Here is a 24,852-nt window from a genome sequence, read left to right as displayed (position 1 = left end):
GGCCGTCCGGCGCACCCCCAGGGCGGCACGGCGACGCGCGGCTGGCCCGATTGTAGGCGGCGCCTCGGGTGGGAGTGACGCGGGTGACCTCCCGCGTCCGCTTGGTGGACCACCCCGGCGGGGGCAAGGTCATCCCGTGGTCGGATGGGCGCCGACGGCGGCGCGGCCAGGATGGGGACATGACCAGCTCCGTCCTCCCGCAGCCGCCCTCGGGGATCGTGGCGCACGGCCTGGCCCGATCCTTCGGGTCCGTGCACGCCGTCCGCGACGTCTCCCTGACCGCCCCTGCCGGGTCCGTGACCGCCCTCGTCGGCCCGAACGGGTCCGGCAAGACGACCCTCATGCTCCTGCTCGCCACGCTGCTGCGTCCGGACCGGGGCTCCGTGTCCGTGGCCGGGGTGGACGCCATGGCGGACCCGGGGCAGGCCCGCCGGCTGCTCGGCTGGATGCCGGACACCCTGGGCGTGTGGGACTCGCTGACCTGCGCGGACATCCTGACGAGCCTGGGCCGGCTGTACGGGATGGGGCAGGCGGAGGCCGCCACGCGTGCCCGCGAGCAGCTGGCCTGGGTCCAGCTGGAGCCGTTCGCGGACCGGCCCGCCCGGGTGCTCTCCCGCGGCCAGCAGCAGCGGCTCTCCCTGGCGCGCGCCACCGTGCACCGCCCGGCGGTCCTCATGCTGGACGAGCCGGCCAACGGCCTCGACCCGACCTCCCGGATCCGCCTGCGGGACGACGTGCGCGCGATGGCCGCGGCCGGCGTCGCGGTGCTGGTCTCCTCCCACGTGCTCGCGGAGCTGGAGGAGATGGCGGACCGGGCCGTGTTCGTGAGCGAGGGTGCCACGGTGGCGGTGCGGGACCTCTCCGGCGCGGACGACGCCGGCCGGGAGCGTCCGTACCGGATCGCCGGACCGGACCCGTCCCGCCGCGACGAGCTGGTCCGCGCCCTGCAGGCGCGCGGCGTGCCCCTGGCCGCGCCCCTGGAGGGGCACCGGCCGGGCGTCGTGGTGCGGCTGCGCGGCGAGGACGCCGCGGCCGCCCTGCTGGCGGACCTCGTGGCCGCCGGCGTCCCCGTGAGCCGGCTGGCCCCGGAGGGCTCCCGGCTGGAGAACGCCTACCTGGACCTCGCCCTCGGGGGCCCCGCCCCTCACGCCGCCGGACCCGTCACGGCCGCCGGCCCCGCTCCGACCGTCGAAGGAGGCCGCGCATGAGCGCCGTCCTGCACACCCCGCCGCCCGCCGCCGCCCCCGCGGGCGGCCCGACCCCGCTGGGGAGCGGGCGCCTCGGCGTCGTGGACGCCCTGCGCACCCTGGTGGGCATGGAGCTGCGCCAGCGGCTGCGCTCGCGCGGCTGGTACATCCTGCTCGGCGTGTTCTTCCTGCTGGTCGGCGGCGTCACCCTCGGCGCGCTGGGCCTGCACGCGTGGACGGGGGGCAACAGCCCCGACTCCACGATGGTCTTCGGGCGCTGGCTGTACGACGGCGTGCTGCTGTTCGTCCTGACGCTCTGCCTGCTGGTGTCCCCGGCCCTGTCGGCGAACGCGATCTCGGGCGACCGGTCGGCGGGCACCCTGGCGATCACCCAGGTGACCCTGGTGTCCACCTGGCAGCTGATGCTGGGCAAGTGGCTGGCGGCGTGGATCGCGGCGGTCGCGTTCCTCGTGGCGGCGGCGCCGTGGCTCATCGTGGCGGCCGTGGTGGGGCAGGTGCCCCCGCTGGCGGTGCTCGCGGGCCTGGCGATGATCCTCGTGGAGTTCGCGGTGGTCACGGGGATCGGCGTGGCGGTCTCCGCGATCACGGGCCGCACCCTGTTCGCCGTGGTGGTGACGTACCTGCTGGTCGCGATGATGACGATCGGCTCGCTGATCGCGTTCACGATCTCCCTGCAGTTCATCGAGACCCGCCTGCAGACCAACCAGGTCACCTACGGCTATGCGGAGGACGCGGGGTCCACGAAGTCCTGCGCCGGACCGCTGCGGGACACGACCGTGCCGGACCCGCGTCGGGTGGCCTGGCTGCTCGCCGGCAACCCCTACGTGGTGGTCGCCGACGCCGTGCCGCTGCCGGAGCTGCGGGAGGACTCGGCCGGGGAGGAGTTCGGCGCGCTGAACTTGATCTCCCTGGGCATGCGGGTGGCCCAGATCGACCCGCGGGAGTACACGGACTGCGTGGACGGTCAGGTCAACGAGGGCTCCGTGACCGACTCGCCCGTCACGCTGGTCGACCGCACCTGGCCGACGTGGCCGCTGGGCATGCTCCTGCAGGGCGGGTTCCTGGCGGCGCTCCTGTGGTGGGGGCGGCGCCGCCTGGACACCCCGGCCGGGCGGCTGCCCACGGGGACGCGGGTGGCCTGAGCCTCAGCCGGAGATGAGGCGGCGGCCCTCGAAGGCGCGGCCGAGGGTGACCTCGTCCGCGTACTCGAGGTCGCCGCCCACGGGCAGGCCGGAAGCCAGACGGGTGACGCGGATGCCGGTGGCGCCGAGCAGGCGCCCGAGGTAGGTGGCCGTGGCCTCGCCCTCGAGGTTGGGGTCCGTGGCGAGGATGACCTCCTGCACGGCCTCGTCCTGGAGGCGGGTGAGGAGCTCGCGCACGTGGAGCTGCTCCGGGCCGATCCCGGCGATGGGATTGATGGCGCCGCCGAGCACGTGGTAGCGGCCCTGGAAGGCACGGGTGCGCTCCATGGCCATGACGTCCTGGGACTCCTCGACGACGCAGATCTGCGAGTCGTCCCGGCGGGCGTCCCGGCAGAGGTGGCAGACCTCCTGCTCGGACACGTTGAAGCAGACCGAGCACAGGCGCACCTTGTCCTTCACGGTGCGGATGGCGTCGGCGAGGCGGAGCATGTCCGCGGCGTCCGCCTCGAGCACGTGGAACGCGATGCGCTGGGCGGACTTCGGGCCGATGCCCGGCAGCCGGCCGAGCTCGTCGATCAGGTCCTGGACGGCGCCTTCGTACACGTCTCACCGTGCCTTCCCCGCCCTCGTGGGGCCGTGTCTGTGTGCATGCGGATCAGAGTCCGGGCTCGAGCGGACGCTCCTCCAGCAGCCGGGCGCCGAGCAGGCGCTCCACCACGGGCCGGCCGACCAGGCCGGAGTCCTCGAGGGCCACGTCGTCGTCGCTGGCCACCTCGTCCTGCCAGTCTACGGACGGCCCGGACGCCGTAGCGGGGCCGCCCGGGGCGCCGTCCGCGGGTCGGGGCCCGGCGCCCCGGGCGGCCTCGCGGGCCGCCTGGATGGCGGCGGCGCGGGCGCCCGACGCGCGGGGGTCCTCGGCCGGGGGCGCGATGGCGGCCTGCGGGTCGCCGGTGGGGCGGCCGAGGGAGGCGGCGCTGGGGCGGCCGGGGGAGGGCGCGGCGTCGACGGGTGCGGGGACCTGCTCCTCGCGGGCACCGCCCTGCCCGGCCGGGCGCGCGTTGACGGGCGGCTCGAGCGGGCCGCTGGCCCGCAGCCGCTCCATCAGGGCGGGGTAGTGGGAGTCCGGGTGGCCGGATCCGCGGTCGTCGGGTGCGGTCGCCGACGGCGGCGCTGCGTCCTCGGCGTGGTCCTCCTGGGGGACGCCGGGGTCGGGGGTGTCGTCCGCGGTGGGGCGGGCCGGGCTCGGGCGCACCGGGTGCTCGGGGGCGGAGGCGGCGGCCTGCGGGTCCTCCTCGGGCTCGGCCTCACGGTCCGCGGCGGGCTCGGCGGCGTCCTGCCCGCCGCGCACGGGCTCGCCGTGGGCGGCCGCGCGCGCCGCGGCGCCGGGGCCCTGTGCGTCCGGGGCCGCGGCGTCCGAGGCGGCCGTCGAGTCGAACCCGGCGGGGCGGGTGCCGCCGAACCGGGCGGCGAACTCGGCGCGCAGCTGCGCCTCGGGCTTCGCGAACACCGGGATGGTGAGCTCCTCCTCGCGCACGAGGGGGCCGGGGTCGTAGGCGCGACGCGCGGTCTCCGGGTCCTCCGGGACCGCCTCGGCGGGGGCCGCGGGCGACGGCGCGCCCTGCGCGGCCGCGTCCGGTGCCGTGCCCTGCGTGCCCGCCTCCGGGCCCTGCGGCGCGGGGGACTCGACCGGATCCTGCGGGCGCGGGGCGCCCCAGTCCTGCGGGGTGGGCACCGCACCGCCCCACGCTTCGGGCGCGGAGGTCGGTGCCGAGCCGGCGGAGCCGTGGACGGCGTCGTCGCCGGCCCCGGGGGTCCAGCCCTCGGGGCCGGGGGAGTCCTCCATGTCCGCGTCCGGGTCGAACTCGGGCAGGGAGTCCCACGGGTCCTCGGGCGGCGGCGGGGCGTCGTCCCAGGCGGGCGGCTCCTCGTCGACGTGACCCCAGCCGTCCGACGGCGGTGCGGCCGGGGGCGTGGTGTCCGCCGGGCCCGGGCGGGTGCCCGGGTGGGCGTCCTGGCGCGGGTCGGGGGTGGACGGGGCGGCGGGGCCGGTCTGCGGGGCGGGCGAGGCCGCGGCGGGCCGCGAGGGAGCCGGCTGCCAGGGAGCCGCCGAGGGTGCGGGGGCCTGGTCCCAGGACGTGGCGACGGCGACGTCCTGCGGGCGCGGTGCGGACGCGGCGGGTCGTCGACCGTCCTCGGGGGAGGGCTGGGCCCGCGGCGGTTGGGCCTGAGTCGGCTGGCCCTGCGGGGCGGGCGGTGGAGCGGACGTGGACGGGGCGGCGGGGGCCTCGCTCACGGCCGCGGCGGGGCGGCCCTCAGCTTTTGGGCGCTCCTCACCCCGCGGGGTGTCGCCGCCGAGGATCAGGTCCAGCCTCGGGCGGATGCCGAGCACGCGGTGCACGGCCTCGCCGAGCACCTGCTCGCCGTTGCGGGACTGGAGCGTGCGGCGCGGGCCCTCCTGCGGGAACGCGACGGTGAGCAGCTCCCCGTCGTACCCCGCCACGGTGGCGTTGTCCTTCACGAGCATCCACATCAGGCGCGAGTCGCTCTCGAGAGCGGCCAGGATGTCCGGCCACGCGCGGCGCACCTTCTCCACCTGGCTCGGGGTGTGCGCGGTGGGCGCAGCAGGGGCGGCCGGCGCGGACGACGACGGCGCCGGAGCCTCCGCTGGACGCTCCACTGGGCGCTCGGGGGCCGGGGCGGCGGCCACCGGCTCGGGCGTCGCGGGCTTCGGCGTCGCGGGCTCCGCGGCCCGCTTGTCACTCCCGGCCCCGGGCTCCTGCTCCCGTGCCTGCTCGGGCTCGGCGCGGCGGGCGGCGGCGCGCGCGAGCGCCGCACCGCTCAGGGCGGCGCCGCCCTGGCCGGCGCCACCCGCCGCGGGCCCCTCGGCGCCGGAGGAGGCGTCGTCGTCGGGGGAGAACGCGGCGCCGCCGGCGACGCGGCGCTCCAAGGCCTCGAGCCGGGCGGCCAGGCCGCGGTGGGTGTCGTCCGTGGCTGGCAGCATGAGCCGCGCCATGAGCAGCTCCAGGTGCAGGCGGGGGCTCGTGGCGCCCACCATGTCCGTGAGGGCGAGGTTCGTGACGTCCGCCAGGCGCGAGAGCTCCGCCCGGGAGAGCTGGGAGGCCTGCGCGGCCAGGCGACGCACCTGGTCCTCCGGCATGCCGTGGAGGATGGACGAGGCCTCGTCCGGCAGGGCGCGGGCGATCACGAGGTCCCGGAACCGCTCCAGGAGGTCCTCCACGAACCGGCGGGGGTCCTGGCCGGACTGCACCACGCGGTCGGCCACGCGGAACACGGTGGGGGTGTCGTCCGCGGCGATCGCGTCGACCACGTCGTCCAGCAGCGCCTCCGGCGTGAAGCCGAGCAGGCTCACGGCGAGGTCGTAGGAGACCTGCCCCTGCTGGGCGCCGCCGATCAGCTGGTCCAGCACGGAGAGCGTGTCCCGGACCGAGCCCGTGCCGGCGCGCACCACGAGCGGCAGGACGCCGGGCTCCACGCGGACGCCTTCCTCCTGGCACAGCCTCTCCAGGTAGGCGATGAGCGGCTCCGGCGGCACGAGCCGGAACGGGTAGTGGTGGGTGCGGGAGCGGATGGTCCCGATGACCTTCTCCGGCTCCGTGGTGGCGAAGATGAACTTCAGGTGCTCCGGCGGCTCCTCCACGATCTTCAGCAGCGCGTTGAAACCCGCCGCCGTGACCATGTGCGCCTCGTCGATGATGAGGATCTTGTAGCGGTCCCGCACCGGGGCGAACGTGGCCCGCTCGCGCAGGCCACGGGCGTCCTCCACACCGCCGTGCGAGGCCGCGTCGATCTCCAGCACGTCCAGCGAGCCCGGCCCGCCGGTGGCCAGGTCCCGGCACGAGTCGCACTCGCCGCACGGCGTGGGCGTGGGGCCCTGGGCGCAGTTGAGGCAGCGGGCCAGGATGCGGGCGGACGTGGTCTTGCCGCAGCCGCGCGGGCCGGAGAAGAGGTAGGCGTGGTTCACGCGGTCCTTCGCCAGTGCGGTGCGCAGCGGGACCGTGACATGGTCCTGCCCGATCACGTCCTCGAAACGGTCCGGGCGATAGCGGCGATACAGGGCGGTGCTCACCCTCGAAAGCCTATCCGGCGGGCGGACGGGCTAAGGGAGCCGGGGAATGCGCACGCCCGCCGGCTCGTTCCCTGGCCCATGACCACCACGTACATGCACACCGACGCCGAGGACACGATCCACTCCACGCAGCCGGCCCCGGACGCGGGACCGCTGAGTCAGGCGGAGATCGACCGCCTCTTCGCGGACCGCCACACGACGCAGCTCTTCTCGGACGAGCCCGTCGACCTCGCGCTGATCGAGCGGGCCTACGCGGACCTCCGCTGGGCGCCGACCGCCATGAACAACCAGCCGCTGCGGCTCGACGTCGTGGACAGCCCCGAGGCCCGCGCCCGCCTGGCCCCGCTCATGATCGAGTTCAACCGGGAGAAGACGGAGCGCGCCCCGCTCACGCTGATCGCCTCCTACGACCTCGACTGGCACCGCCACATGGGCCACCTCGCCCCGTTCCGGGAGGGCTTCGAAGAGGATGCCGAGGGCAAGGCGGGCATGCGCGAGGGGATGGGCCGCACGAACGCGCTCATCCAGGTGGGCTACCTGCTCGTGGCCCTGCGCGCGCACGGGCTCGAGGTCGGCCCCATGGCCGGGTTCGACGCCGCCGCCGTGGACGCCGCGTTCCACGCGGACCGTGCCTGGAAGTCCCTCCTGGTGATCAACGTGGGCCACGCCGCCGCGGACGACGAGAAGGCGCAGCAGCCCCGCCAGGGCCGCCTCGACTTCGACCAGGCCGCCCAGGTCCTCTGACCGGGGCCGGGCCTGCGGCGGGCCGGGACGCCGCAGGCCCGCTCAGACTCAGAGCCCGGTGAACACCCACGGATCGCGCGGCAGGGCGGCCGGGTCGAACGCGCGCACGGCGACCGCCAGCGGTCCCGCGGGCAGGCCGAGGGACTCCAGCAGTCGGTCCCGCAGCCGCGCGGGGGTCCACGCCGGGTCCTGCGCGGCGAGGTCCCCGAGGGTCACGGCGCCGTCCCGCTTGGCCAGCCGCCGCCCCTCCGCATTCAGCACGAGCGGCACGTGCAGGTACTCCACCGCGGGCGTCGGCTCTCCGCGTGCGACGCACAGCGCCTCGGCCAGCCAGCGCTGGCGCGGGGCCGAGTCGAGCAGGTCGTCGCCGCGGACCACCTGGTCCACGCCCTGCGCCAGGTCGTCCACGACGACGGCCAGGTTGTACGCGTACGCCCCGTCGTTCCGGCGCAGCACCAGGTCGTCGACCAGGCCCGTGACCTCGCCGTGCAGCACGTCCACGGCGGTCGCGCGCGGGATCTCGCCCGCCGGCAGGCCCGCGACCTTCGCCGCGTCGATCCGCAGGGCGGCGGGGCGCACCCGCCGCCGCTCGGCCCGCTCGGCCTCCGTCAGGCCACGGCAGGTGCCCGGATAGAAGCCGGGCGGACGCAGCGGCACGGTGCCGCCGGAGGCGGGGGCGCCGTCGTCGGGCCTCGGGTGCGGGGCCGACGTCGCCTCGGCGATGTCCTTGCGCGAGCAGAAGCACTCGTAGACCGCGTCCGCGCCGTGCGCGGCGCGCAGGGCGGCCACGGCGGCGTCGTACAGGGCGGTGCGTTCGGACTGGTGGACGGGTTCCCCGTCCCAGTCCAGGCCGACGGCGGCGAGGTCGGCGAGCTGGCCGGCCTCGGCGCCGGAGCAGACCCGGTCCAGGTCCTCGATCCGCAGCAGGAAGGTGCGGCCGGTGGCACGGGCGGCGAGCCACGCGACGAGCGCGGTGCGCAGGTTGCCCAGGTGCAGGGTGCCCGTGGGGGAGGGGGCGTAGCGGCCGGCGGGCATGGGACCTCCTGTGAAAGTCGAAGACCCCTCACGCACCTGCCAGAGCCCACCTACCCTTGCTACCTTCCGGTCCTGGGGGAGTTCAGCGAGATGACACCACGTGAGGGGCCGTCCGGAACTCTACCAGTGGACAGGGGCGGATGCACCTCGCCCGGCGGGGATTGGCACGCGGCGCGGGGATCTGGTTATGATGGATCCTGCCCTTGCGCGGTTCGCCGCATGAGGGCGCACCAAGGAGGATTCGCCTAGCGGCCTATGGCGCACGCCTGGAACGCGTGTTGGGTTAACAGCCCTCGGGGGTTCAAATCCCCCATCCTCCGCGGAAGATCGGAAGCCCCGGGACCAGTCGGTCCCGGGGCTTCCGTCGTCCTCAGGCGGGTCGTGCCCCGTCCACCGCCTCCGAACCGCCCCCTGGTCCGTCGCGCTCCCGGGGCTCTGACGGCGCGCCGGAACGGCCCGGCCGAGCGCCCGTGTACTCTTCACTCATCCGGGCGCGATGTGACATATGACACGCATCCGGGAATCGTCCCTCATCGCACCGGGAGCATCCCATGTCCTTCGCCGATCTGGTCACAGAGATCAACGACGTCATCTGGTCCCCGGCCCTGATCTGGCTCTGCCTGATCGTCGGCCTCTACTTCACCGTCCGCACCATGTTCCTGCAGTTCGTGAACATCCCGGACATGGTCAAGCAGCTCCGCGAGGGCGAGGACTCCGCGGACGGCACCTCATCGCTCCAGTCCCTCATGATGTCGCTCGCCGGCCGCGTCGGCATGGGCAACATCGGCGGCGTCGCCACGGCCATCGCGTTCGGCGGCCCCGGCGCCGTGTTCTGGATGTGGGTCATGGCCCTGCTCGGCGCGGCCACCTCCTTCATCGAGTCCACGCTCGGCCAGATCTACAAGGAGCGCGACCCGGACACCGGCGAGTACCGCGGCGGCCCCGCCTACTACTTCGAGAAGGCCTACCGGCACACCGCCGCCGGCGGCGCCTTCAAGGTCTACGCGATCCTCTTCGCGATCGTCACCGTCTTCGCCACCAGCTACTTCCTGCCGGGCGTGCAGGCCAACGGCGTGGCCGCGGCCATGGAGCAGGCGTGGAGCCTGCCCCCGTGGGTGGCCGCCGTCGGGATGGTCATCCTGCTCGCCTTCATCGTCCTCGGCGGCGTGAAGCGCATCGCCACCTTCGCCGTGTACGTCGTGCCGATCATGGCCATCGCCTACATCATCCTGGCGCTCGTGGTGCTGTTCATGAACTGGGAGCAGATCCCCGAGGTCTTCGGCACCATCTTCTCCAGCGCGTTCGGCACGCACGCCGTCTTCGGCGCCATCCTGGGACTCGCCATCCAGTGGGGCGTCAAGCGCGGCGTCTACTCCAACGAGGCCGGCCAGGGCACCGGCCCGCACGCGGCCGCCGCCGCCGAGGTCTCCCACCCGGCCAAGCAGGGCTTCGTCCAGGCGTTCGCGGTGTACATCGACACCCTGTTCGTCTGCTCCGCCACCGCGTTCATCATCATCTCCACCGGCGCCTACCGCGTGTTCGAGGGCGAGTCCGAGACCGGCCGCGTGCTCTTCGAGGGCGGCACCCTGCCGGTCACCGCCTCCGTGGGCCCGGCCTTCGTCCAGTCCGGCTTCGACGCCGTGTTCGCCGGCTTCGGCCCCACCTTCGTGGCGATCGCGCTCGCGTTCTTCGCCTTCACCACGATCGTGGCCTACTACTACATGGCCGAGGTCAACCTCGTGTACCTGACGCGCACCCTGCGCAACGGCACGGTCCGCCGCGTCGCGCTGCGGCTCCTGCAGGCTCTGATCCTCGTCTCGGTGGCCTACGGCGCCGTCGCCACCACCGGCGCGGCATGGGGCCTGGGCGACATCGGCGTGGGCTCCATGGCCTGGCTGAACATCCTCGGCATCCTCGTCCTGCAGGGTCCGGCCCTCAAGGCCCTGAAGGACTACCGCGCCCAGAAGAAGCAGGGCCTGGACCCGCAGTTCGACCCGCGCCCGCTCGGCATCAAGAACGCCGACTTCTGGGAGCACCGCGCGGACGGCCTGATCACGCAGGGCGTCGGCGGCCTCTCCACCGACGTCCGCGCCGACACCGCGGACGGGGCCGGCTCGCATCGGGCCTGAGCCCGTTCGGCGGCCACCCCGCATCTGACCCACGACGACGGCCCGGACGCACACGCGTCCGGGCCGCCGTCGTCGCCGGGCCAGGTGCGCAGCCTCACCGGGGGCCGAGCCGCGGCGCAACGCGGCCCCGGCCCGCGCTCAGAACAGCTGACGGAGGTTCGCCTTGGCCAGGTCGATCAGCTGGGTGCCCTTGCCGTCCAGCACGGTGCGCAGCGCGTAGAGGGCGAAGCCCTTGGCCTGCTCGAGCTCGATGCTCGGCGGAATGGTCAGCTCCTGCGGCTCGGTCTTGACCAGCAGCAGGGCCGGGCCGTCGTGGGCCAGGAACTCGCGCATCACGTCCGGCAGGTCCTTGGCGCGGTCCACGCGGAATCCCTTGATGCCGATCGCCTCGGCCACCTGCGCGAAGTCCGGGTTCTGCAGGCCCGTGCCGAAGGGGACGAACCCGGCGGCCTTCATCTCCAGCTCCACGAAGTTCAGGGAGTCGTTGTCGAACACCACCGTCTTCACCGGGAGCCGGTTCTGGACGAAGCTCAGCAGCTCGCCCAGCATCATGGCCAGGCCGCCGTCACCGGCCATCACCACGACCTGGCGACTGCGGTCGATCGCCTGCGCGCCGAGGGCCTGGGTGATCCCGTTCGCCATCGAGCCGTGCACCATCGAGCCGATGATCCGGCGGCGGCCGTTCATCGTCAGGTAGCGGGACGCCCAGATCACGGGGGAGCCCACGTCCGGGATGAACACGGCGTCGTCATCCGCGGCCTCGTCCAGCAGGCGCGCCACGTACTGCGGATGGATGGTGCCCCGGCTCGGGGTCGCCAGCGAGTCGAGGCCCTTGCGGGACTTGTCGTAGTGCTTGAGGGCCTTCTTCAGGAACGCCGACGACGAGTTGCCCTTGAGCAGCGGCATCAGGGCCTGGGCGGTCTCCCGGACGCCGCCCACGAGCGGGATGTCCACGCTGACGCGGCGGCCGATCTGCTCGCCGCGCACGTCCACCTGGATGACGGTGGCGTCCTCCGGGTAGAACTGCCGGTAGGGCAGGGACGAGCCGAGGATCAGCAGCGTCTCGGCCTCCTTCATCGCGTGATAGCCGGACGCGAAGCCGAGCAGGCCGGTCAGGCCCACGTCGAACGGGTTGTCGTACTCGATGTGGTCCTTGCCGCGCAGCGCATGGACGACCGGCGCCTGGAGCCTGTCGGCGAGGGCGACGACCTCGTCGTGCGCCCCGGCCGCGCCGGAGCCGGCCAGGATGGTGATGCGCTTGCATGAGTTCAGCGCCTCGGCGGCCTCGCGGAGGGAGTCCTCGTCCGGAACCACGTGGGAGCGCGTGGCGCGGATGACCTCGGGCTTCGCATCGAGGTCCTGCAGGGCGACGTCGCCGGGGATCACCAGGACGGCCACGCCGCGCTGCTCGACGGCGGCGCGCATGGCGATGCGCAGCAGCTGCGGCATCTGGGACACGTCGGAGACGTGCTCCACGAACACCGAGCACTCGCGGAACAGCTCCTGCGGGTGGGTCTCCTGGAAGTAGCCCGACCCGATCTCCTCCGAGGGGATGTGCGCGGCGATCGCCAGGACCGGGGTGCGGGAGCGCTGCGCGTCGAACAGGCCGTTGATCAGGTGCAGGTTGCCGGGACCGCACGAGCCCGCGCAGACGGCGAGCTCGCCCGTCAGCTGGGACTCCGCCGAGGCGGCGAAGGCCGCTGCCTCCTCGTGCCGGGTGTGCACCCACTCCATGTCGGTGTGCTGGCGCAGGGCCTCGGTCAGGGCGTTCAGGGAGTCGCCGGGCACGCCGTACATACGGCGCACGCCGGAGGCGGACAGGGTCTCGACGATGTGCTTGGCGACGGTCGCCACGGGGGTACCTCTTCGGTCTCGATTGCGCCCGGACCGATCCGCCGGGCGCGGCGTCGTCCACCACGGTAGGCCCGTTGAGGACGGGAGGGACAGCAGTCACGCGCGGCCTGCGCGGGGGCCGCCCCTGTCAGCGCGGGAGCAGCTCGGGGTGGAACTTCTTCGTCACCGTCGGGTGCGCGCGGGCGAAGCCCTTGAGCATGTTGGAGCCGAAGGAGGCGAGCATCGGGTTCGTGGGGTCGTCGGAGACGCCCCGGGCCTCGGCGGCGTACTCGTCCGGCAGCGTCACCTCCTCGATCACCGCGTCCAGCCGGGGCGAGAAGAAGAACGGCACCGAGTAGCGGTCCACGCCCTCCGGCGGGGACTGCACCCGGTGGATGGTGGCCATCAGGTAGCCGTCCGTGGCCACCTCGAGCATCTCGCCCAGGTTCACGACGAGCGCCCCCGGGATCGGCTCGACGGGCAGCCACTCGTCCTGGCCGTAGGGGCGCACCTCGAGGCCGCCCACCTGGTCCTGCAGGAGCAGGGTGATGAAGCCGTAGTCGGCGTGCAGGCCGACACCCTGGGCGCCCGCCTCCGCGACGCCGCCCACGTAGTGGGCGAGCTTGGCCATCCAGGCGCGGTCGCCGTCGAAGGCCGCGGAGAAGTGGTCCTCGTCCAGGCCGATGGACACGCTGAGGGCCTTGAGGAGGTCCTCGCCCACGCGGTCCATGAGGGCAGTCCAGTCCATGGCGATGCGCTCGAGCTCCGGCATCTGCGCAGGCCACTGGTTGCGGCCCTGCAGGTGCCAGTACTCCTGCCCCTCGCCGATCCGCTCGACGGGGACGGGCTCGCGGTCCGGGGAGAAGTCCAGCTGCTCGCGGGAGTCCGGACGGCCCTGCGTGCGCTCCGCGGCGATCGCCGACCAGCCGCGGTAGTGCGGGGAGTTCTGATTGTGCAGCGCCTGCTTCTGCTCCTCCGGGAGGGCGAAGAACTCGGCGGTCGCGCGGAACAGCTCGTCCACCTGGCCGGGGGCGGCGCCGTAGTCCACGATCTGGAAGAACCCGACGTGGTGGGCGGCGTGACGCAGCGCGTCCAGGAAGTCCGGGTCGAAGGACCCGTCCGGGCGGCGCATGATGGACAGGTCCAGGACGGGGACGACCCGTGCGGGGGTGGCGGAGTCAGGGCTCGGAGCGGTCATCCGTCCAGTTCACCCGTGAACCGCTCCGCCCGCCACTTCCGGTGTCGCCGGATGGACCCGCGTGACGCCCCGTGACGCCGTGGCGTCATCGGCGTGACGCAGGCGGGGGAGGCGCGTAAGATGCCCCGGGCTCAGGCGAGGAGGTCTCGCTCGACCCAGCGCAGCAGCGACTCGCCGGCCCGCTCGTGGACGTCCTCCGCCTGCCCGACCCCGCGCTCCGCGAGGTCCGCGGCGGTCAGCACCCGGTAGGGGCGCTCCGGGATCCCGTCCGCGGGCCGGACGTCCATGTGTTCGACCGGGGCGCCCATCGCATGCAGCGCGTCCGCCATCGCGTAGTCCGTGCGGGAGTCGCCGGCGGTGAACCAACGCTCCGGGACCGCGACGCCGACCTCGGCGAGCATGCCCAGGCAGCGGTCCACGCCCAGGTCCTTGCCCGAGGTGCGGTGCTCCACGTCGATCGAGATGACCGTCGGGTCCACGCGGACGTCCTCGGCGAGCCCGCGCTCGCGGAGGAGGTCCTCGATGCCTGCTGCGACGTCGTCGCGCACCTGCACGTATGCGTCCTGGTCGGCGCCCACGGTCTTCTCCAGGGAGACCATGAGCAGCTTCGTCCGGTCGACGAACTGCAGGTCGCCGGCCCGCTCGCCGTTGATCTCCCAGATCGCGTCCCGCACGTCGGCGTCGACGGCCATGGCCGGGTCGGTGCGGACCCAGCCCGGCGTCGGGGCGTCCACGGTGACCGCCGGGAGGTCCCCGGCGGGGACGTCGGAGAAGGGGAACCAGACGGCGCCCTTCTCGCAGATCGCGAAGAACGGGGCGTCCTCGGGGAGGCCGGCGGCGCGCAGCGGGCCGATCACGCTGTGCAGGAGGAAGTCGGCGGAGCGGCCGGTGTTGAAGCCCACCGGCACGCGCGCCGCGGCCAGGCGCACGAGGGTGGTGACGATCCCCTCCGGCACCGCCCGGGTCTCGGTGGAGGCCACGGGGCCGTCCACGTCCAGCAGGAGTCCGATGGGGGAGGGGGAGGTCATGGCTCCAGCCTAGGCGGCGCCCTCGTCGTCTGGACCACGGGGGATCCAGGCGCCCACGCTCTCAATCGGGGTGTCTGCGGTCTTTCCCCTGCCGTGCGCCGCGTCACTACTCTGGCCGGGTGGAGATCCGACACCTGCGCTCGTTCGTGGCCGTCGCCGAGGAGCGGCACTTCGGCCGGGCCGCCGAGCGCCTCCACATCGCCCAGCCCCCGCTGTCCCAGCAGATCAAGCAGCTGGAGGCCGAGCTCGGCGTCCGCCTGCTGGACCGCACCACCCGCCGCGTGGACCTCACCGAGGCCGGCCGCCTCATGCTGGAGCGCACCCGCAGCCTCCTCGCGGACCTCGCCTCCCTCGAGCACGACGACGACATCGCCTCGGCCGTGAAGCCGGAGCTGCTGCTGGACGTCCAGCAGGGCGCGGACGGCAACTCCACCGTCTACGACTTCGTCCTGGACCCGGTCTCCGAGAAGACCCACCCCACCGCGATCCGCGACTGATCGCCCCGGCCCGGCGCCCGCGCGTCGTGCTCCCGGACGCCCCGGCGTCCGCCCGCGGGACCCCGCCCGGAGGCCATCTCCGGGCGGGGTCCCGCCGTGTCCGGCGCCGCGTTGACTACGCTGGGCGCAACGACGCCGTCCGCGCCCGCGGGCGGCGGGCACCCGACCCCGACCTGGGAGGTCCCATGAGCACCGCCATCGACGCCGGCCCGCAGGGCACGGTCCCGATCGACGCCGCGCAGGCACCGAGCTCCGGCCGCGGCCTGGCCTCCCCGGGCGGGCGCTGGGCCATGCTCGCCGTCGTGGTGCTGGGGCTGGTGGGCGCCTTCCTCGGTGCCGGCGTCCTGCCGGGCATGACGCCCACGAGCGACGCGGCCGGCGGCTGGCTCGGCGCCGACTCCACGTGGATCGCCCCGGCCACGCCGGCGTTCCGGATCTGGTCCGTGATCTACCTGGGCCTGCTGGCCTACGGCGTGTGGCAGCTGGCCGGCTCCGCGCAGTCCGCGCGGCATGACGCGCTGCGCACGTGGATCATGGCCTCGATCGTGCTGAACGTGGCCTGGCTCTGGGTGGTGCAGGTCGGCTGGCTGGGCCTGAGCGTCGTCGTGATCTTCCTGCTCCTGGCCGTGCTGTGCCGGATCCTCGTGCTGCTGGAGACCGGCCGCCCGCGCGGGTGGGCCGCCCGGATCCTGCTGGACGGCGTCCAGGGCCTGCACCTCGGCTGGGTGTCCATCGCGGCGGTGACGAACGTGGCGGCGTGGCTGGCCTCGCTGGGCTGGTTCGGCGCACCGCTGGAGCCCACCCGCTGGGCGCAGATCATGATCGTGGTGGCCGTGCTGGTCGGCGCGTTCACGGCCGTCTACTCGGGCGGGCGGTTCGCCCCGGCCGCCGCGCTCGCCTGGGGCCTGCTGTGGGTCGGCGTGGGCCGCTCCGACGGCTCCGGCCTGCTCTCCGGTGCCGTGGCCCTGACGGCGTGGGGCGCGGCCGCCATCGTCATGCTGTGCTGGCTGGTCTCCCTGTGGCTCTCCTCCCGCTCCGCCACCGGCGAGGCGCGCGACCTCGTCCTGGACGCCCTCGACGGCGGCGGCGATCCCGTCGACGGCGTCCGCTGAGCGCGCTGGTCGGCGCTGGTTCACGCATGAATTTGCTCTGAGCTGAATCCAGGCCAGGATGGATGACGGCCCCGCCCCTCGGGCGGGGCCGTCGTCATCTCCGCCCTCGTGACCTGGAGCCTCCATGCCCTCTTCGCGCCCTCCTGCGCCGCGCGTGCGCACCCGCCTGCTCGTGTCCGCCGCCCTCGTGCTGCTCGCCGCCACCGGCTGCACCGCCTCCCCGGCGACGTCCTCGTCCACGTCGTCCACGTCGTCCGCGGCCCCCGCCGCCCTGGCCGCGTCGGCCTCCCCGCCGGCCTCCGGCGCGTCCTCCGCGGCCGCGGTCGAGGGCGACGCCGCCACTGTGGTCCGCGTGGTCGACGGCGACACCGTGGACGTCCGCCGCGGCGCGGAGGACGTCCGCGTCCGGCTGCTCAACATCGACACCCCGGAGACCAAGCATCCGAGCAGGCCCGTGGAGTGCCTCGGCCCGGAGGCCACCCGGAAGCTCGAGGAGCTGCTGCGCCCGGGCGACGAGGTCGTGCTCCAGTACGACGAGGAGCGCTTCGACCGCTACGGCCGCACCCTCGCGGGCGTCGTCGAGGGGGAGACCCTGGTGAACGCGGAGATCGTCCGCGCCGGGCTCGGCGTGCCGGTGGTGTTCGAGCCGAACCGCAGGTTCCTGCCTCCGGTGGAGGCCGCGTGGGCCGAGGCCCAGCGTGAGGGGGCCGGCCTGAACCAGCCGGGCTTGGAGTGCTCCCTGCAGACCCTGCAGGAGTCCGTCGCCCAGGATCCCGCTCCGGCGGCCGTCTCCGAGCTGGCCCAAGCCCTGGAGGCCGTCGAGGCCGAGGGCCAGGAGTGGATGAAGGTCCACTACGCCGCCGTCATCCCGCTGGCCGTGAGCCTCGTCCAGCAGCACGGCGGTCGTGCGGACGTGCCCTCGGCGGGCGCCGCGTCCGTGGCGCCGCGGGCGAGCACGGCCCCCGCTGTGCCGGCGGCACCGCAGGCGCCGGCCGTCGGCGCCGGATCCGACGCCGCCGAGCGGGACCGGCAGCGGGCTGCCGAGGCGCAGGCCGCCGCGGACCGCGCCGAGCGCAAGCGCCAGGCGGAGGCGCGTGCCGAGGCCCAGAGGCAGGCCCAGGCGCAGGAGCAGGTGCAGGCCCGGGAGCGCGCCGCCCAGGCGTCCCGTGAGGCGGAGGCCGCCGCATCCGCGCGTGAGAAGCAGAAGGGGGCCTCTTCCGGCTCGTCCACCGCGAAGGGCTTCGCGGACACCTCCGCCCGGGACACCTCCTCGGGCTCGCCGTCGTCCTCGGGCGGCACGTCGCAGAAGGCCCCGAACCGCTGTTACGCCCCGGGCGGGGAGACGTTCGTCTACTGCGGCGAGGGGTCCACCGGATCGTCCTCCGGCGGCAGCTCCTCGAGCGCCTCCGCGGGCGCCTCCTCCAGCGGCGCCGGGACCTCGTCCGGCGGGGCCGGCGGTCCCGTCTCCGGCGCCGACGGCGTCTGCCCGGCCGGCTACCCGGTCAAGGTCAGCAGCTCGGGCAAGTACCACGTCCCGGGCGGCCAGTACTACGACGACACCAGCGCCAAGCGCTGCTACGCCTCCACCGCCGCGGCGGCGGCGGACGGAGCCGTCGCGTCGAAGCGCTGATCTTTCCGGCGCTGACCTCCGGGTCCTGGGAGCACGCCCGGGGAACACGGCGGGGGCGGTTCCCGACGGAGATCCCGTCGGGAACCGCCCCCGCGGCGTCTCTTGTGAGGTCAGGCCCCGTGGCTGCCGGCCGCGTGGCGCGGAGCGCGGGAGACGCCCTTCCCCTCATCGGAGTCCGAGTCGGAGCCGTCGTCGTGGAGGGCGCGGAGCTCGTAGCCCTTCTCCTCGAGCTCCTCCTGCTTCTCGACCTTCTTTTCGAGGGCGGAGACGTCCTTCGGGGGCAGCTTGACGGCGTCCTCGGCGGGCATGCCGGCGGTGAGCTGCTTGGCGCGCTCCACCTCGGTGTCGATCTCCAGGCCGAGCAGCAGCACGATGTTGAAGATCCACAGGGCGAACAGCAGTGCCATGACGCCGCCGATCGCGCCGTACGCCGAGTAGCCGGCGAGCGTGGTGAAGTAGAAGTACAGGGCCACGGCGGCCAGCGCCATGCCGACCAGCGCGAAGATGTTGCCGGGGCCGAACATGTGGAAGCTCGGCTTCTTCACGTTCGGGGCGAAGTAGTACAGGGTCGCGATCAGCACGAGCAGCAGCGCCACGACGACCGGCCACTTCAGCCACGCCCAGATCGGCAGGAAGGTGTCCGAGAGGAAGTTCACCGCGTCGGTCATGCCCAGCGGGCCGGCGATCGGCGCGAGGAACCCGTCCACCAGCGACCGGTTCAGGGCCAGGGAGATGAGCACGAGGACGATGCCCACGAGCATCACCACGGTGGTCACCAGGTTGGTGAGGGTGAGCTTCACGAAGCCGCGGCCCTCAGAGTAGTTGTAGACCTGGTTCGAGGCGCGGCTGAACGCCTTGACGTAGGCCGAGGCCGACCACAGGGCCGTCAGGATGCCGATGATCAGGGCGAGGACGCCGCCGCCGGCCTGGCCCAGCAGGTTGTCCACGACGTCGCCCACCACGCCCTGGTAGTCGGCCGGGACCAGCTCGGTCAGCTGGCGGACGACGTCGTCCACCGCGGAGCGGTTGGAGGAGAGCACGAGCGTGAGGATCGAGAAGACGGCCAGCAGTGCGGGCGCCAAGGAGAGCACCATGAAGTAGGTGAGCTTCGCGGCGAGGTCGGTGCCGCCGTCGTTGCCGAACTCCTTGAGCGCGCGGGTGAACGCGTACTTCCAGCCGGCGCCGTCCAGCTTCACGCCCTTGAGGCGCCGGGTGCGCTCCTCGGGATCGATGCGCGCGGCCTCGAGGGTCGCGTCGACGGGATGAATGGCCACAGTTGTCCTTCCGAGGCGGGGTGCGGTGATTCCGGGACAACCTAGCGCACGCCCGAGAGGCTCGGGGAGGGACGAGGGGCTCCGTCCGGGGGCGGGGTCGGCCGCGCCGGCCGAGCCCGCGGCGCCGTCTCGCCCCACGTCAGCACTCGATGACGTTCACGGCGAGGCCGCCGCGCGAGGTCTCCTTGTACTTGGACTTCATGTCCGCGCCGGTCTCGCGCATGGTCTGGATGGCCTGGTCGAGGGTGACGCGGTGGTCGCCGTCGCCCACCAGGGCGAGCCGGGCCGCGTTGATGGCCTTCACGGACGCGATGGCGTTGCGCTCGATGCAGGGCACCTGCACCAGCCCGCCCACGGGGTCGCAGGTCAGGCCGAGGTTGTGCTCGATGCCGATCTCCGCGGCGTTCTCCACCTGCAGCGGCGTGCCGCCGAGCACGGCGCAGAGCGCGCCGGCCGCCATGGAGCAGGCCGAGCCGACCTCGCCCTGGCAGCCGACCTCCGCGCCGGAGATGGATGCGTTGCGTTTGAACAGGATGCCGATGGCGGCGGCCGTGAACAGGAAGTCGAGGATCTTCGCGCGGCGCTCCTCGGCGGGGGTGCCGGGGGGGAGCACGAAGCGGTCGTAGTAGTGGAGCACGGCCGGGATGATGCCGGCGGCGCCGTTGGTGGGGGCGGTGACGATCCGGCCGAAGGAGGCGTTCTCCTCGTTCACGGCGAGCGCGAACAGGTTGACCCACTCCATGGCCCACATGGGGTCCTTCTCGGCCCCGTCCGTGCCCTTCTCCAGCAGCTGGGCGTGCAGGCCGGGGGCGCGGCGCTTGACCTTCAGGCCGCCGGGGAGGATCGGCTCGGTGCGGTGGATGCCGTGGGCCACGCACTCCTGCATGACGTCCCAGATCTCCAGGACCTTCGCCTCGACGTCGGCGAGGTCGCCGCGGGCGGCCTCGTTGGCGCGCACGACATCCGCGATGGACAGGCCGTGGATCTCGCACTGGGCGATCAGGTCGGCGCCGGTGGAGAACGGGTGCGGCTCGGGCTCCTCGCCGTGGCGGGAGACGTCCCGGGTCTCGTCCAGTTCGGCCTCGAGCTCCTCGCCGGTGACGACGAAGCCGCCGCCGACCGAGTAGTAGTCGCGGGTGAGCAGCTCGGCGCCGTCGGCGTCGAAGGCGGTCAGGCGCATGCCGTTGGGGTGGCCGGGCAGGCTCCTGCGCATGTGCAGGACGAGGTCCTTGGGGCGGTCGAAGGGGATCTCGTGCGTGCCGTCCAGCGGCAGCGTCCCGCCCTCCACGCAGGCCTGGACCTGGGGGGCGGCGGCCTCGGGGTCGATGGTCTCCGGGTCGTTGCCGCAGAGGCCGAGGATCACGGCCATGTCCGAGCCGTGGCCCACGCCGGTGGCGGAGAGGGAGCCGAAGAGCTCGCCCTTGACGCGTGCGGTGCGTTCCACGAGCCCGTCGCGCTCCAGGGCGTAGGTGAAGCGGCGGGCGGCGCGCATGGGCCCCACCGTGTGGGACGAGGACGGGCCGATGCCGATCGAGAACAGGTCGAGGATGCTCAGGGCCATCGCGGGCCTCCCTTCGCGGGGTGAGGAGGGGCGGGGAGCAGGGCCGGTGGTGGTGCGCCGCTCAGAGGACGTTGTCCGGGGTGTCCTGGACGCGGTCGTGGGTGCGGAAGGACCGCAGGTGCTCACGGTACTCGGCGGCGTGCGAGAACTCGCGTGTCCGCTCCTCGGGGGAGGCCTCCGAGGCGAGCTGCACCACCGGCACGGGCTCGGCGGCCGCGCCGGCCCGCAGAGCCGCCTCGACGTCGGGGAGGTCCATGAGGGCGCGGAGCTGCGCCCACTGCGGGGCCATGAGGTTCACGTCCCCCGCCTGGAAGGCGGTGATCAGGTCCGCGGGCCGCGCCCAGCCGTGCTCGGTGGCCTCCGTGGTGAGACGGTCCGGGTCCTGCCCGGCGGGGACGGCCACCAGGAAGAACGCCGTGTCGTAGCGGCGGGGCACGGAGAGGGGGGTGATCCAGCGCTGCCAGGCGCGCAGCCCCGAGACGTCGGCCGCCAGGCCGTGCTCGGCCAGCAGGGCGCCCAGGTCCGCGGCGTGGGCCTCCACGTCCTCCCGGCGTCCCGCGAGGGCTGCGGCCGCCTCCGGGGGCACGGGCCCGCCGTCGGCCGCGCGGGCCAGCAGCACGCCGGTCTCCTCGAAGGTCTCCCGCACGACGGCGGCCAGGAACCGGGCCGCGACCCGCGCCGGGTCGTCCTCGGGCTGGGTCTCCACCGGGCGGTCCTCCAGGCCCAGCCGACGCGCCCAGGCGGCGAGGTCCGCGCCGGGGACGGGCAGGGCGTCGTCGGAGGGGTCCACGCGGCCCCCGGGGAACGCCGTGGCGTGGGCGCTGAACGCCATGGTCCCGGCGCGGTGCACGTGGAAGACCTCGAGCCCGGCGGCCCCGTCCCGCAGGAGCAGGAGCGAGGCGGCGGCGCGTGCGGGCGTGGCCTCGACGGGCAGGGTCTCGGAGGAGCTGGTCTGGGCGGCGTCCATGGGCGGAACGCTAGCGCAGCCCCCGGACGCGGGAACCGGCCCGGCGCCCGCATGTGACCGCGACCTGCGGGGCGGCGGGCCCGGCCGGTAGATTTGGGGGAGTCCTGCCGGACCTCCGACGCCACCGCGCGCGTCGAGGCCGGATGATCCGAGGAGGAGTCGCGCGTGAAGATCGCCGTTCTGGCCAAGCAAGTCCCCGACACGTGGCAGGAGCGCACGCTGGACATGGAGACGGGCATGGCCGTGCGCGACGGCGCCGCCGAGCCCGTCCCGGACGAGATCGGCGAGCGCGTCATGGAGGTCGCCCTGGCCGCCCGCGAGGCCGGCCTGGAGGCCGAGATCGTCGCCGTGACCATGGGCCCGGCCGACGCCACGAAGACGCTGCGCAAGATGCTCGCCATGGGCGCGGACTCGGCGGTGCACGTCGTCGACGACGCCCTTGACTGGTCCGACGCCGTGCAGACCGCCCGCGTGCTCGCCGCCGCGGTGGAGCACCTCGGCGTAGACCTCGTGCTCGCCGGCAGCGAGTCCACCGACGGCGCCACCGGTGTGGTCCCCGCCATGGTCGCCGAGCTGCTGGACCGGCCCCTGCTGCCCTCCGTCGAGGCCGTGGAGATCACGCCCGAGGAGGTGCGCGGCGTCCTCGTGACGGAGGACGCCCGGCTGCGGGCCTCCGTGCCCGTGCCCGCCGTGGTCGCGCTCACGGAGAAGACGGCCGAGCCGCGCTTCCCGAACTTCAAGTCCATCATGGCCGCGAAGAAGAAGCCCCTGGAGACCCTCACCCTGGCCGACCTCGGCCTCACGGCGGGCCCCCTGGACGCCGACCGGCGCTCCGTGATGGTCTCCGCCGCCGCGCGCCGCGAGCGCGCCGCCGGCGAGAAGATCGTCGACGACGGCACCGCCGGCGAGCAGGTCGCCGCCTTCCTCGCCGCCCGCGGGCTCGTCTGAGCCTCGACCCACACCAAGGAGACGTCATGACCGACCTTCCCGTCACCCCCGTCCTGGTGCTGGCCGAGCTCACCGCCGCCGGCGACCTCCGCCCGGCCGTCGCGGAGGCCCTCGGCGCCGCCGCCCGGGTCGGCGTCCCCCACGCCGTGCTCGTCACCGACGCCGACGCCGACGACGCGCTCGTCGCCCGCCTCGGTGAGCTGGGCGCCGCCGTCGTGCACACCGCCGTGGCCCAGGACCCCGCCGAGCTGGGCACCGCGCAGGTGGCCGCGCTCGCGGCCGCCGTCGACGCCGTGCTGCCGGAGGCCGTGGTGCTGCCGAACACGCCCGAGTCCCGGGCCGTGGCCGGCCGCCTGGCCGTGCGCGCCCGCGGTGCGGTCACCGCGGACGCGGTGGGCCTGCACCGTGCGGACGGGGAGATCGTGGCCCGGCACTCCGTGTTCGGCGGCGACGTGCTCGCCGAGTCCACCGTGGAGGGCGGTCCGAACATCGTGACCCTGCGCCCGGGCGCCGTCGCGGACCGGGCCCGGCCCGTGGCCGCCCCCGAGGTCCGCCCGCTGGACGTGGCCGGCCGCACCGTGACCGCCGGGGCCCGGATCCTCTCCTCCGAGCCTGCGGCGCCCTCCGCCGACCGCCCCGACCTCCGCACCGCCCGCGCCGTCGTGGCCGGCGGGCGCGGCGTGGGCTCCGCCGAGGGGTTCACCACGCTCGTCGAGCCGCTCGCCGACGCGCTGGGGGCCGCCGTGGGCGCCTCCCGCGTGGCCGTCGACTCCGGTTTCACCGCCCCCGAGGGGCAGATCGGGCAGACGGGTGTGACCGTGGCCCCCGACCTGTACGTCGCGCTGGGCATCTCCGGCGCCATCCAGCACCTGGTCGGCATGAAGACCTCCGGGACCATCGTGGCGGTGGACTCCGACGAGGACGCCGCCATCTTCGAGCACGCCGACCTGGGCGTGGTCGGGGACGTCAACGAGGTCGTCCCGCAGCTGATCGCCGCGCTCGCCGCCCGCCGCGGCTGAGCGCCCCGTCCACCCGCCGCACACCAGTCCACGAGCCGGAAAGGGGCCGTCCAGTGCCGCAGCGCATGCAGGGGTACACCGAGTTCCGAGGCGAGCCCTGGCCTCCCCGGGACCGCGTCCCGCAGGCCCCCGCGCCCACGACGACGCCGGCCGTTGCGGCAGACGAGCGGCGGCCGGGCCGACGCATGGTCGGCTACACGGCCTTCCGCGGCGAGCCGTGGCCGCCCGTGCGGGAGGCGGCCCAGCCCGCTCCCGCCCCGGCCGCGGCGGCGTCGCCCGCCGAGGTGACCGAGGCCGCTGCGGCTGCGGTGCCCCTCGAGGCGACCGCGCCGGCCGGGATCGCCGTGCCGGGCCGCCGTATGGCCGGCTACACCGCGTTCCGCGGTGAGCCCTGGCCCCCCGCCCGGGTGGGCGCTGCACCGCAGGCCCCTGAACCCGCGCCGATGGCGACCGTCGAGCCTGCTGTGGCCACCGGGCCCACGCCGACCGTCGAGCCCGTGGCCGCCGGGGCACCCGAGACGACCCCGAAGCCCGCCCCCTCGACGGGGCGGCGCGTGGCGGCGGCGGTGGGCGGCGTCGTCGTGCTGGGGCTGTTGGCCGTGCTGGGCGCGCGCTGGCTGCTGACCCTGCCGGAGGTGGCCGCGTTCGTGGCCCGCTACCCGGGCGTGCCGCGGCACCCGGAGGTGACACCCGTCGGGATCCCGGCGTGGCTGGCCTGGCAGCACTTCCTGAACCTGTTCCTCCTGGTGCTGGTGGTCCGCACCGGGCTGCAGGTGCGCCACGAGACCCGGCCCCCCGCGACGTTCACCCCGCACCAGCCGGGGCCGTTCGCGCCGCGCTCGGCCACGGGCGGCACGTACTCGCTGACCGTCTGGATCCACCAGGCGCTGGATGCGCTGTGGCTGCTGAACGGGCTCGTGTTCGTGGTGCTGCTGTTCGCCACGGGACACTGGATGCGGCTGATCCCGACGGACCCGCAGACCCCGCAGCACATGGTCTCCACCGCCCTGCAGTACCTGTCCCTGCAGTGGCCGGAGCACGACGGCTGGCTGCACTACAACGCCCTGCAGATGGTGACGTACGCCGGCGTGGTGTTCGTGCTGGCCCCGCTGGCCGCGCTCACCGGGTTCCGCATGTCCAGCTGGTGGCCGTCCCGGAACACGGCCCTGAGCCGGGGGTTCCCCATGGAGCTCGCCCGGCGCCTGCACTACCCGACGATGCTCGCGTTCGTGCTGTTCGTGGTGGTACACGTGGTGCTGGTGCTGTTCTCCGGCGTGCTCCACGAACTGAACGCCATGTTCCTGGCGCGCAACGCCGCCGACGCCTGGGGCCTTGCGGCGTTCCTCGTGGGCTGCGCCGTGATCGCCGCCGGCTGGGTGCTCCTCAAGCCGGCCATCGTGGCGCCCGTGGCCGAGCGCTTCGGGCGCGTCAGCCGCTGAC

Annotated in this window: 18 protein-coding genes, 1 tRNA gene, 1 other RNA gene and 1 pseudogene; 11 read left to right on the top strand and 10 right to left on the bottom strand. The window is 74.4% G+C overall.

Annotated features, from left to right (window positions below; all coding sequences use genetic code 11):
- Window positions 1-179: 179 nt before the first annotated feature.
- Together KW076_RS00585 and KW076_RS00580 are read left to right on the top strand one after the other, a co-directional pair.
- Entirely contained in the window at window positions 180-1,208 is a 1,029-nt protein-coding gene (locus tag KW076_RS00585) for an ABC transporter ATP-binding protein (RefSeq protein ID WP_224355704.1), read from the top strand.
- A complete protein-coding gene (locus KW076_RS00580; RefSeq protein WP_224355703.1) occupies window positions 1,205-2,350 on the top strand; it encodes an ABC transporter permease in 1,146 nt (381 codons plus the stop codon). Before KW076_RS00585 ends, KW076_RS00580 begins: the two co-directional genes overlap by 4 nt.
- A 3-nt stretch (window positions 2,351-2,353) precedes the next feature.
- Here the strand turns inward: KW076_RS00580 and recR are convergent, their stop codons facing one another.
- Window positions 2,354-2,953: a recombination mediator RecR gene (recR, locus tag KW076_RS00575; RefSeq protein ID WP_224355702.1), complete on the bottom strand. Its 600-nt coding sequence runs from the start codon at window positions 2,951-2,953 to the stop codon at window positions 2,354-2,356.
- Between the two features lie 52 nt (window positions 2,954-3,005).
- On the bottom strand, window positions 3,006-6,437 hold the full coding sequence (locus tag KW076_RS00570) for a DNA polymerase III subunit gamma and tau (RefSeq protein WP_224355701.1): 3,432 nt from the start codon (window positions 6,435-6,437) through the stop codon (window positions 3,006-3,008).
- 78 nt (window positions 6,438-6,515) lie between these two features.
- On the opposite strand from KW076_RS00570, the gene KW076_RS00565 reads away from it, so the two are divergent.
- Window positions 6,516-7,181 (top strand): malonic semialdehyde reductase, encoded by a 666-nt coding sequence (locus KW076_RS00565; protein WP_224355700.1) that lies wholly within the window; start codon window positions 6,516-6,518, stop codon window positions 7,179-7,181.
- Window positions 7,182-7,229: 48 nt separating this feature from the next.
- Here the strand turns inward: KW076_RS00565 and gluQRS are convergent, their stop codons facing one another.
- On the bottom strand, window positions 7,230-8,216 hold the full coding sequence (gene gluQRS, locus KW076_RS00560; RefSeq protein WP_224355699.1) for a tRNA glutamyl-Q(34) synthetase GluQRS: 987 nt from the start codon (window positions 8,214-8,216) through the stop codon (window positions 7,230-7,232).
- 16 nt (window positions 8,217-8,232) lie between these two features.
- An RNA gene (gene ffs / locus KW076_RS00555) (signal recognition particle sRNA small type) lies at window positions 8,233-8,329 on the bottom strand.
- 121 nt (window positions 8,330-8,450) lie between these two features.
- On the opposite strand from ffs, the gene KW076_RS00550 reads away from it, so the two are divergent.
- Together KW076_RS00550 and KW076_RS00545 are read left to right on the top strand one after the other, a co-directional pair.
- A tRNA-Ser gene (locus KW076_RS00550) sits at window positions 8,451-8,536 on the top strand.
- A 231-nt stretch (window positions 8,537-8,767) separates the two neighbouring features.
- A complete protein-coding gene (locus tag KW076_RS00545; RefSeq protein ID WP_224355698.1) occupies window positions 8,768-10,345 on the top strand; it encodes an alanine/glycine:cation symporter family protein in 1,578 nt (525 codons plus the stop codon).
- A gap of 138 nt (window positions 10,346-10,483) precedes the next feature.
- Here KW076_RS00545 and poxB read toward each other — a convergent pair whose 3' ends face one another.
- The 3 genes from poxB to KW076_RS00530 all read right to left on the bottom strand — a co-directional run bounded on the left by poxB (window position 10,484) and on the right by KW076_RS00530 (window position 14,404).
- The gene (poxB, locus tag KW076_RS00540; RefSeq protein WP_224355697.1) at window positions 10,484-12,199 is read right to left on the bottom strand and encodes a ubiquinone-dependent pyruvate dehydrogenase; all 1,716 of its coding nucleotides are present in this window, start codon (window positions 12,197-12,199) and stop codon (window positions 10,484-10,486) included.
- A gap of 127 nt (window positions 12,200-12,326) precedes the next feature.
- A complete protein-coding gene (locus KW076_RS00535; protein WP_224355696.1) occupies window positions 12,327-13,376 on the bottom strand; it encodes an isopenicillin N synthase family dioxygenase in 1,050 nt (349 codons plus the stop codon).
- Between the two features lie 131 nt (window positions 13,377-13,507).
- On the bottom strand, window positions 13,508-14,404 hold the full coding sequence (locus KW076_RS00530; RefSeq protein WP_224355695.1) for a haloacid dehalogenase: 897 nt from the start codon (window positions 14,402-14,404) through the stop codon (window positions 13,508-13,510).
- A gap of 119 nt (window positions 14,405-14,523) precedes the next feature.
- Between KW076_RS00530 and KW076_RS00525 the strand changes: the two are divergent.
- The 3 genes and pseudogenes from KW076_RS00525 to KW076_RS00515 form a co-directional block, all read left to right on the top strand.
- Window positions 14,524-14,766: pseudogene (locus KW076_RS00525) on the top strand (LysR family transcriptional regulator); the annotation flags it as partial.
- Between the two features lie 320 nt (window positions 14,767-15,086).
- Window positions 15,087-16,013: a TspO/MBR family protein gene (locus tag KW076_RS00520; protein WP_224355694.1), complete on the top strand. Its 927-nt coding sequence runs from the start codon at window positions 15,087-15,089 to the stop codon at window positions 16,011-16,013.
- A 124-nt stretch (window positions 16,014-16,137) separates the two neighbouring features.
- Window positions 16,138-17,643, top strand: a complete 1,506-nt coding sequence (locus tag KW076_RS00515) for a thermonuclease family protein (protein WP_224355693.1) — start codon at window positions 16,138-16,140, stop codon at window positions 17,641-17,643.
- Window positions 17,644-17,753: 110 nt separating this feature from the next.
- On the opposite strand, the gene KW076_RS00510 is transcribed toward KW076_RS00515, so the two are convergent.
- The 3 genes from KW076_RS00510 to KW076_RS00500 form a co-directional block, all read right to left on the bottom strand.
- A complete protein-coding gene (locus KW076_RS00510; protein ID WP_224355692.1) occupies window positions 17,754-18,917 on the bottom strand; it encodes a YihY/virulence factor BrkB family protein in 1,164 nt (387 codons plus the stop codon).
- A 139-nt stretch (window positions 18,918-19,056) separates the two neighbouring features.
- Complete coding sequence (locus KW076_RS00505) at window positions 19,057-20,478, bottom strand: L-serine ammonia-lyase (protein WP_224355691.1); 1,422 nt, start codon at window positions 20,476-20,478, stop codon at window positions 19,057-19,059.
- A 61-nt stretch (window positions 20,479-20,539) separates the two neighbouring features.
- Window positions 20,540-21,445: an NUDIX hydrolase gene (locus KW076_RS00500; RefSeq protein WP_224355690.1), complete on the bottom strand. Its 906-nt coding sequence runs from the start codon at window positions 21,443-21,445 to the stop codon at window positions 20,540-20,542.
- Window positions 21,446-21,610: 165 nt separating this feature from the next.
- Here KW076_RS00500 and KW076_RS00495 point away from each other — a divergent pair, with 165 nt between their 5' ends.
- From KW076_RS00495 to KW076_RS00485, 3 genes are read left to right on the top strand one after another with little or no spacing between them, the layout of a single operon-like run.
- Window positions 21,611-22,393, top strand: coding sequence for an electron transfer flavoprotein subunit beta/FixA family protein (locus KW076_RS00495; protein WP_224355689.1), 783 nt, complete (start codon window positions 21,611-21,613; stop codon window positions 22,391-22,393).
- Between the two features lie 26 nt (window positions 22,394-22,419).
- Entirely contained in the window at window positions 22,420-23,412 is a 993-nt protein-coding gene (locus KW076_RS00490; protein WP_224355688.1) for an electron transfer flavoprotein subunit alpha/FixB family protein, read from the top strand.
- A 53-nt stretch (window positions 23,413-23,465) separates the two neighbouring features.
- The gene (locus KW076_RS00485; protein WP_224355687.1) at window positions 23,466-24,851 is read left to right on the top strand and encodes a cytochrome b/b6 domain-containing protein; all 1,386 of its coding nucleotides are present in this window, start codon (window positions 23,466-23,468) and stop codon (window positions 24,849-24,851) included.
- Window position 24,852 lies beyond the last annotated feature (1 nt).

Source organism: Micrococcus porci (assembly GCF_020097155.1).
GTDB classification, from domain to species: Bacteria; Actinomycetota; Actinomycetes; order Actinomycetales; family Micrococcaceae; genus Micrococcus; species Micrococcus porci.
This window is presented reverse-complemented; position numbering and strand designations above follow the sequence as displayed.

Excerpts from the sequence above, each read along its gene's own strand:
- KW076_RS00585 (WP_224355704.1), top strand. The coding sequence starts at position 180 with ATGACCAGCTCCGTCCTCCCGCAGCCGCCCTCGGGGATCGTGGCGCAC.
- KW076_RS00545 (WP_224355698.1), top strand. The coding sequence starts at position 8,768 with ATGTCCTTCGCCGATCTGGTCACAGAGATCAACGACGTCATCTGGTCC.
- KW076_RS00580 (WP_224355703.1), top strand. The coding sequence starts at position 1,205 with ATGAGCGCCGTCCTGCACACCCCGCCGCCCGCCGCCGCCCCCGCGGGC.
- KW076_RS00535 (WP_224355696.1), bottom strand. The coding sequence starts at position 13,376 with ATGACCGCTCCGAGCCCTGACTCCGCCACCCCCGCACGGGTCGTCCCC.
- KW076_RS00500 (WP_224355690.1), bottom strand. The coding sequence starts at position 21,445 with ATGGACGCCGCCCAGACCAGCTCCTCCGAGACCCTGCCCGTCGAGGCC.
- KW076_RS00520 (WP_224355694.1), top strand. The coding sequence starts at position 15,087 with ATGAGCACCGCCATCGACGCCGGCCCGCAGGGCACGGTCCCGATCGAC.
- KW076_RS00515 (WP_224355693.1), top strand. The coding sequence starts at position 16,138 with ATGCCCTCTTCGCGCCCTCCTGCGCCGCGCGTGCGCACCCGCCTGCTC.
- KW076_RS00490 (WP_224355688.1), top strand. The coding sequence starts at position 22,420 with ATGACCGACCTTCCCGTCACCCCCGTCCTGGTGCTGGCCGAGCTCACC.
- KW076_RS00530 (WP_224355695.1), bottom strand. The coding sequence starts at position 14,404 with ATGACCTCCCCCTCCCCCATCGGACTCCTGCTGGACGTGGACGGCCCC.
- KW076_RS00505 (WP_224355691.1), bottom strand. The coding sequence starts at position 20,478 with ATGGCCCTGAGCATCCTCGACCTGTTCTCGATCGGCATCGGCCCGTCC.
- KW076_RS00565 (WP_224355700.1), top strand. The coding sequence starts at position 6,516 with ATGACCACCACGTACATGCACACCGACGCCGAGGACACGATCCACTCC.
- gluQRS (WP_224355699.1), bottom strand. The coding sequence starts at position 8,216 with ATGCCCGCCGGCCGCTACGCCCCCTCCCCCACGGGCACCCTGCACCTG.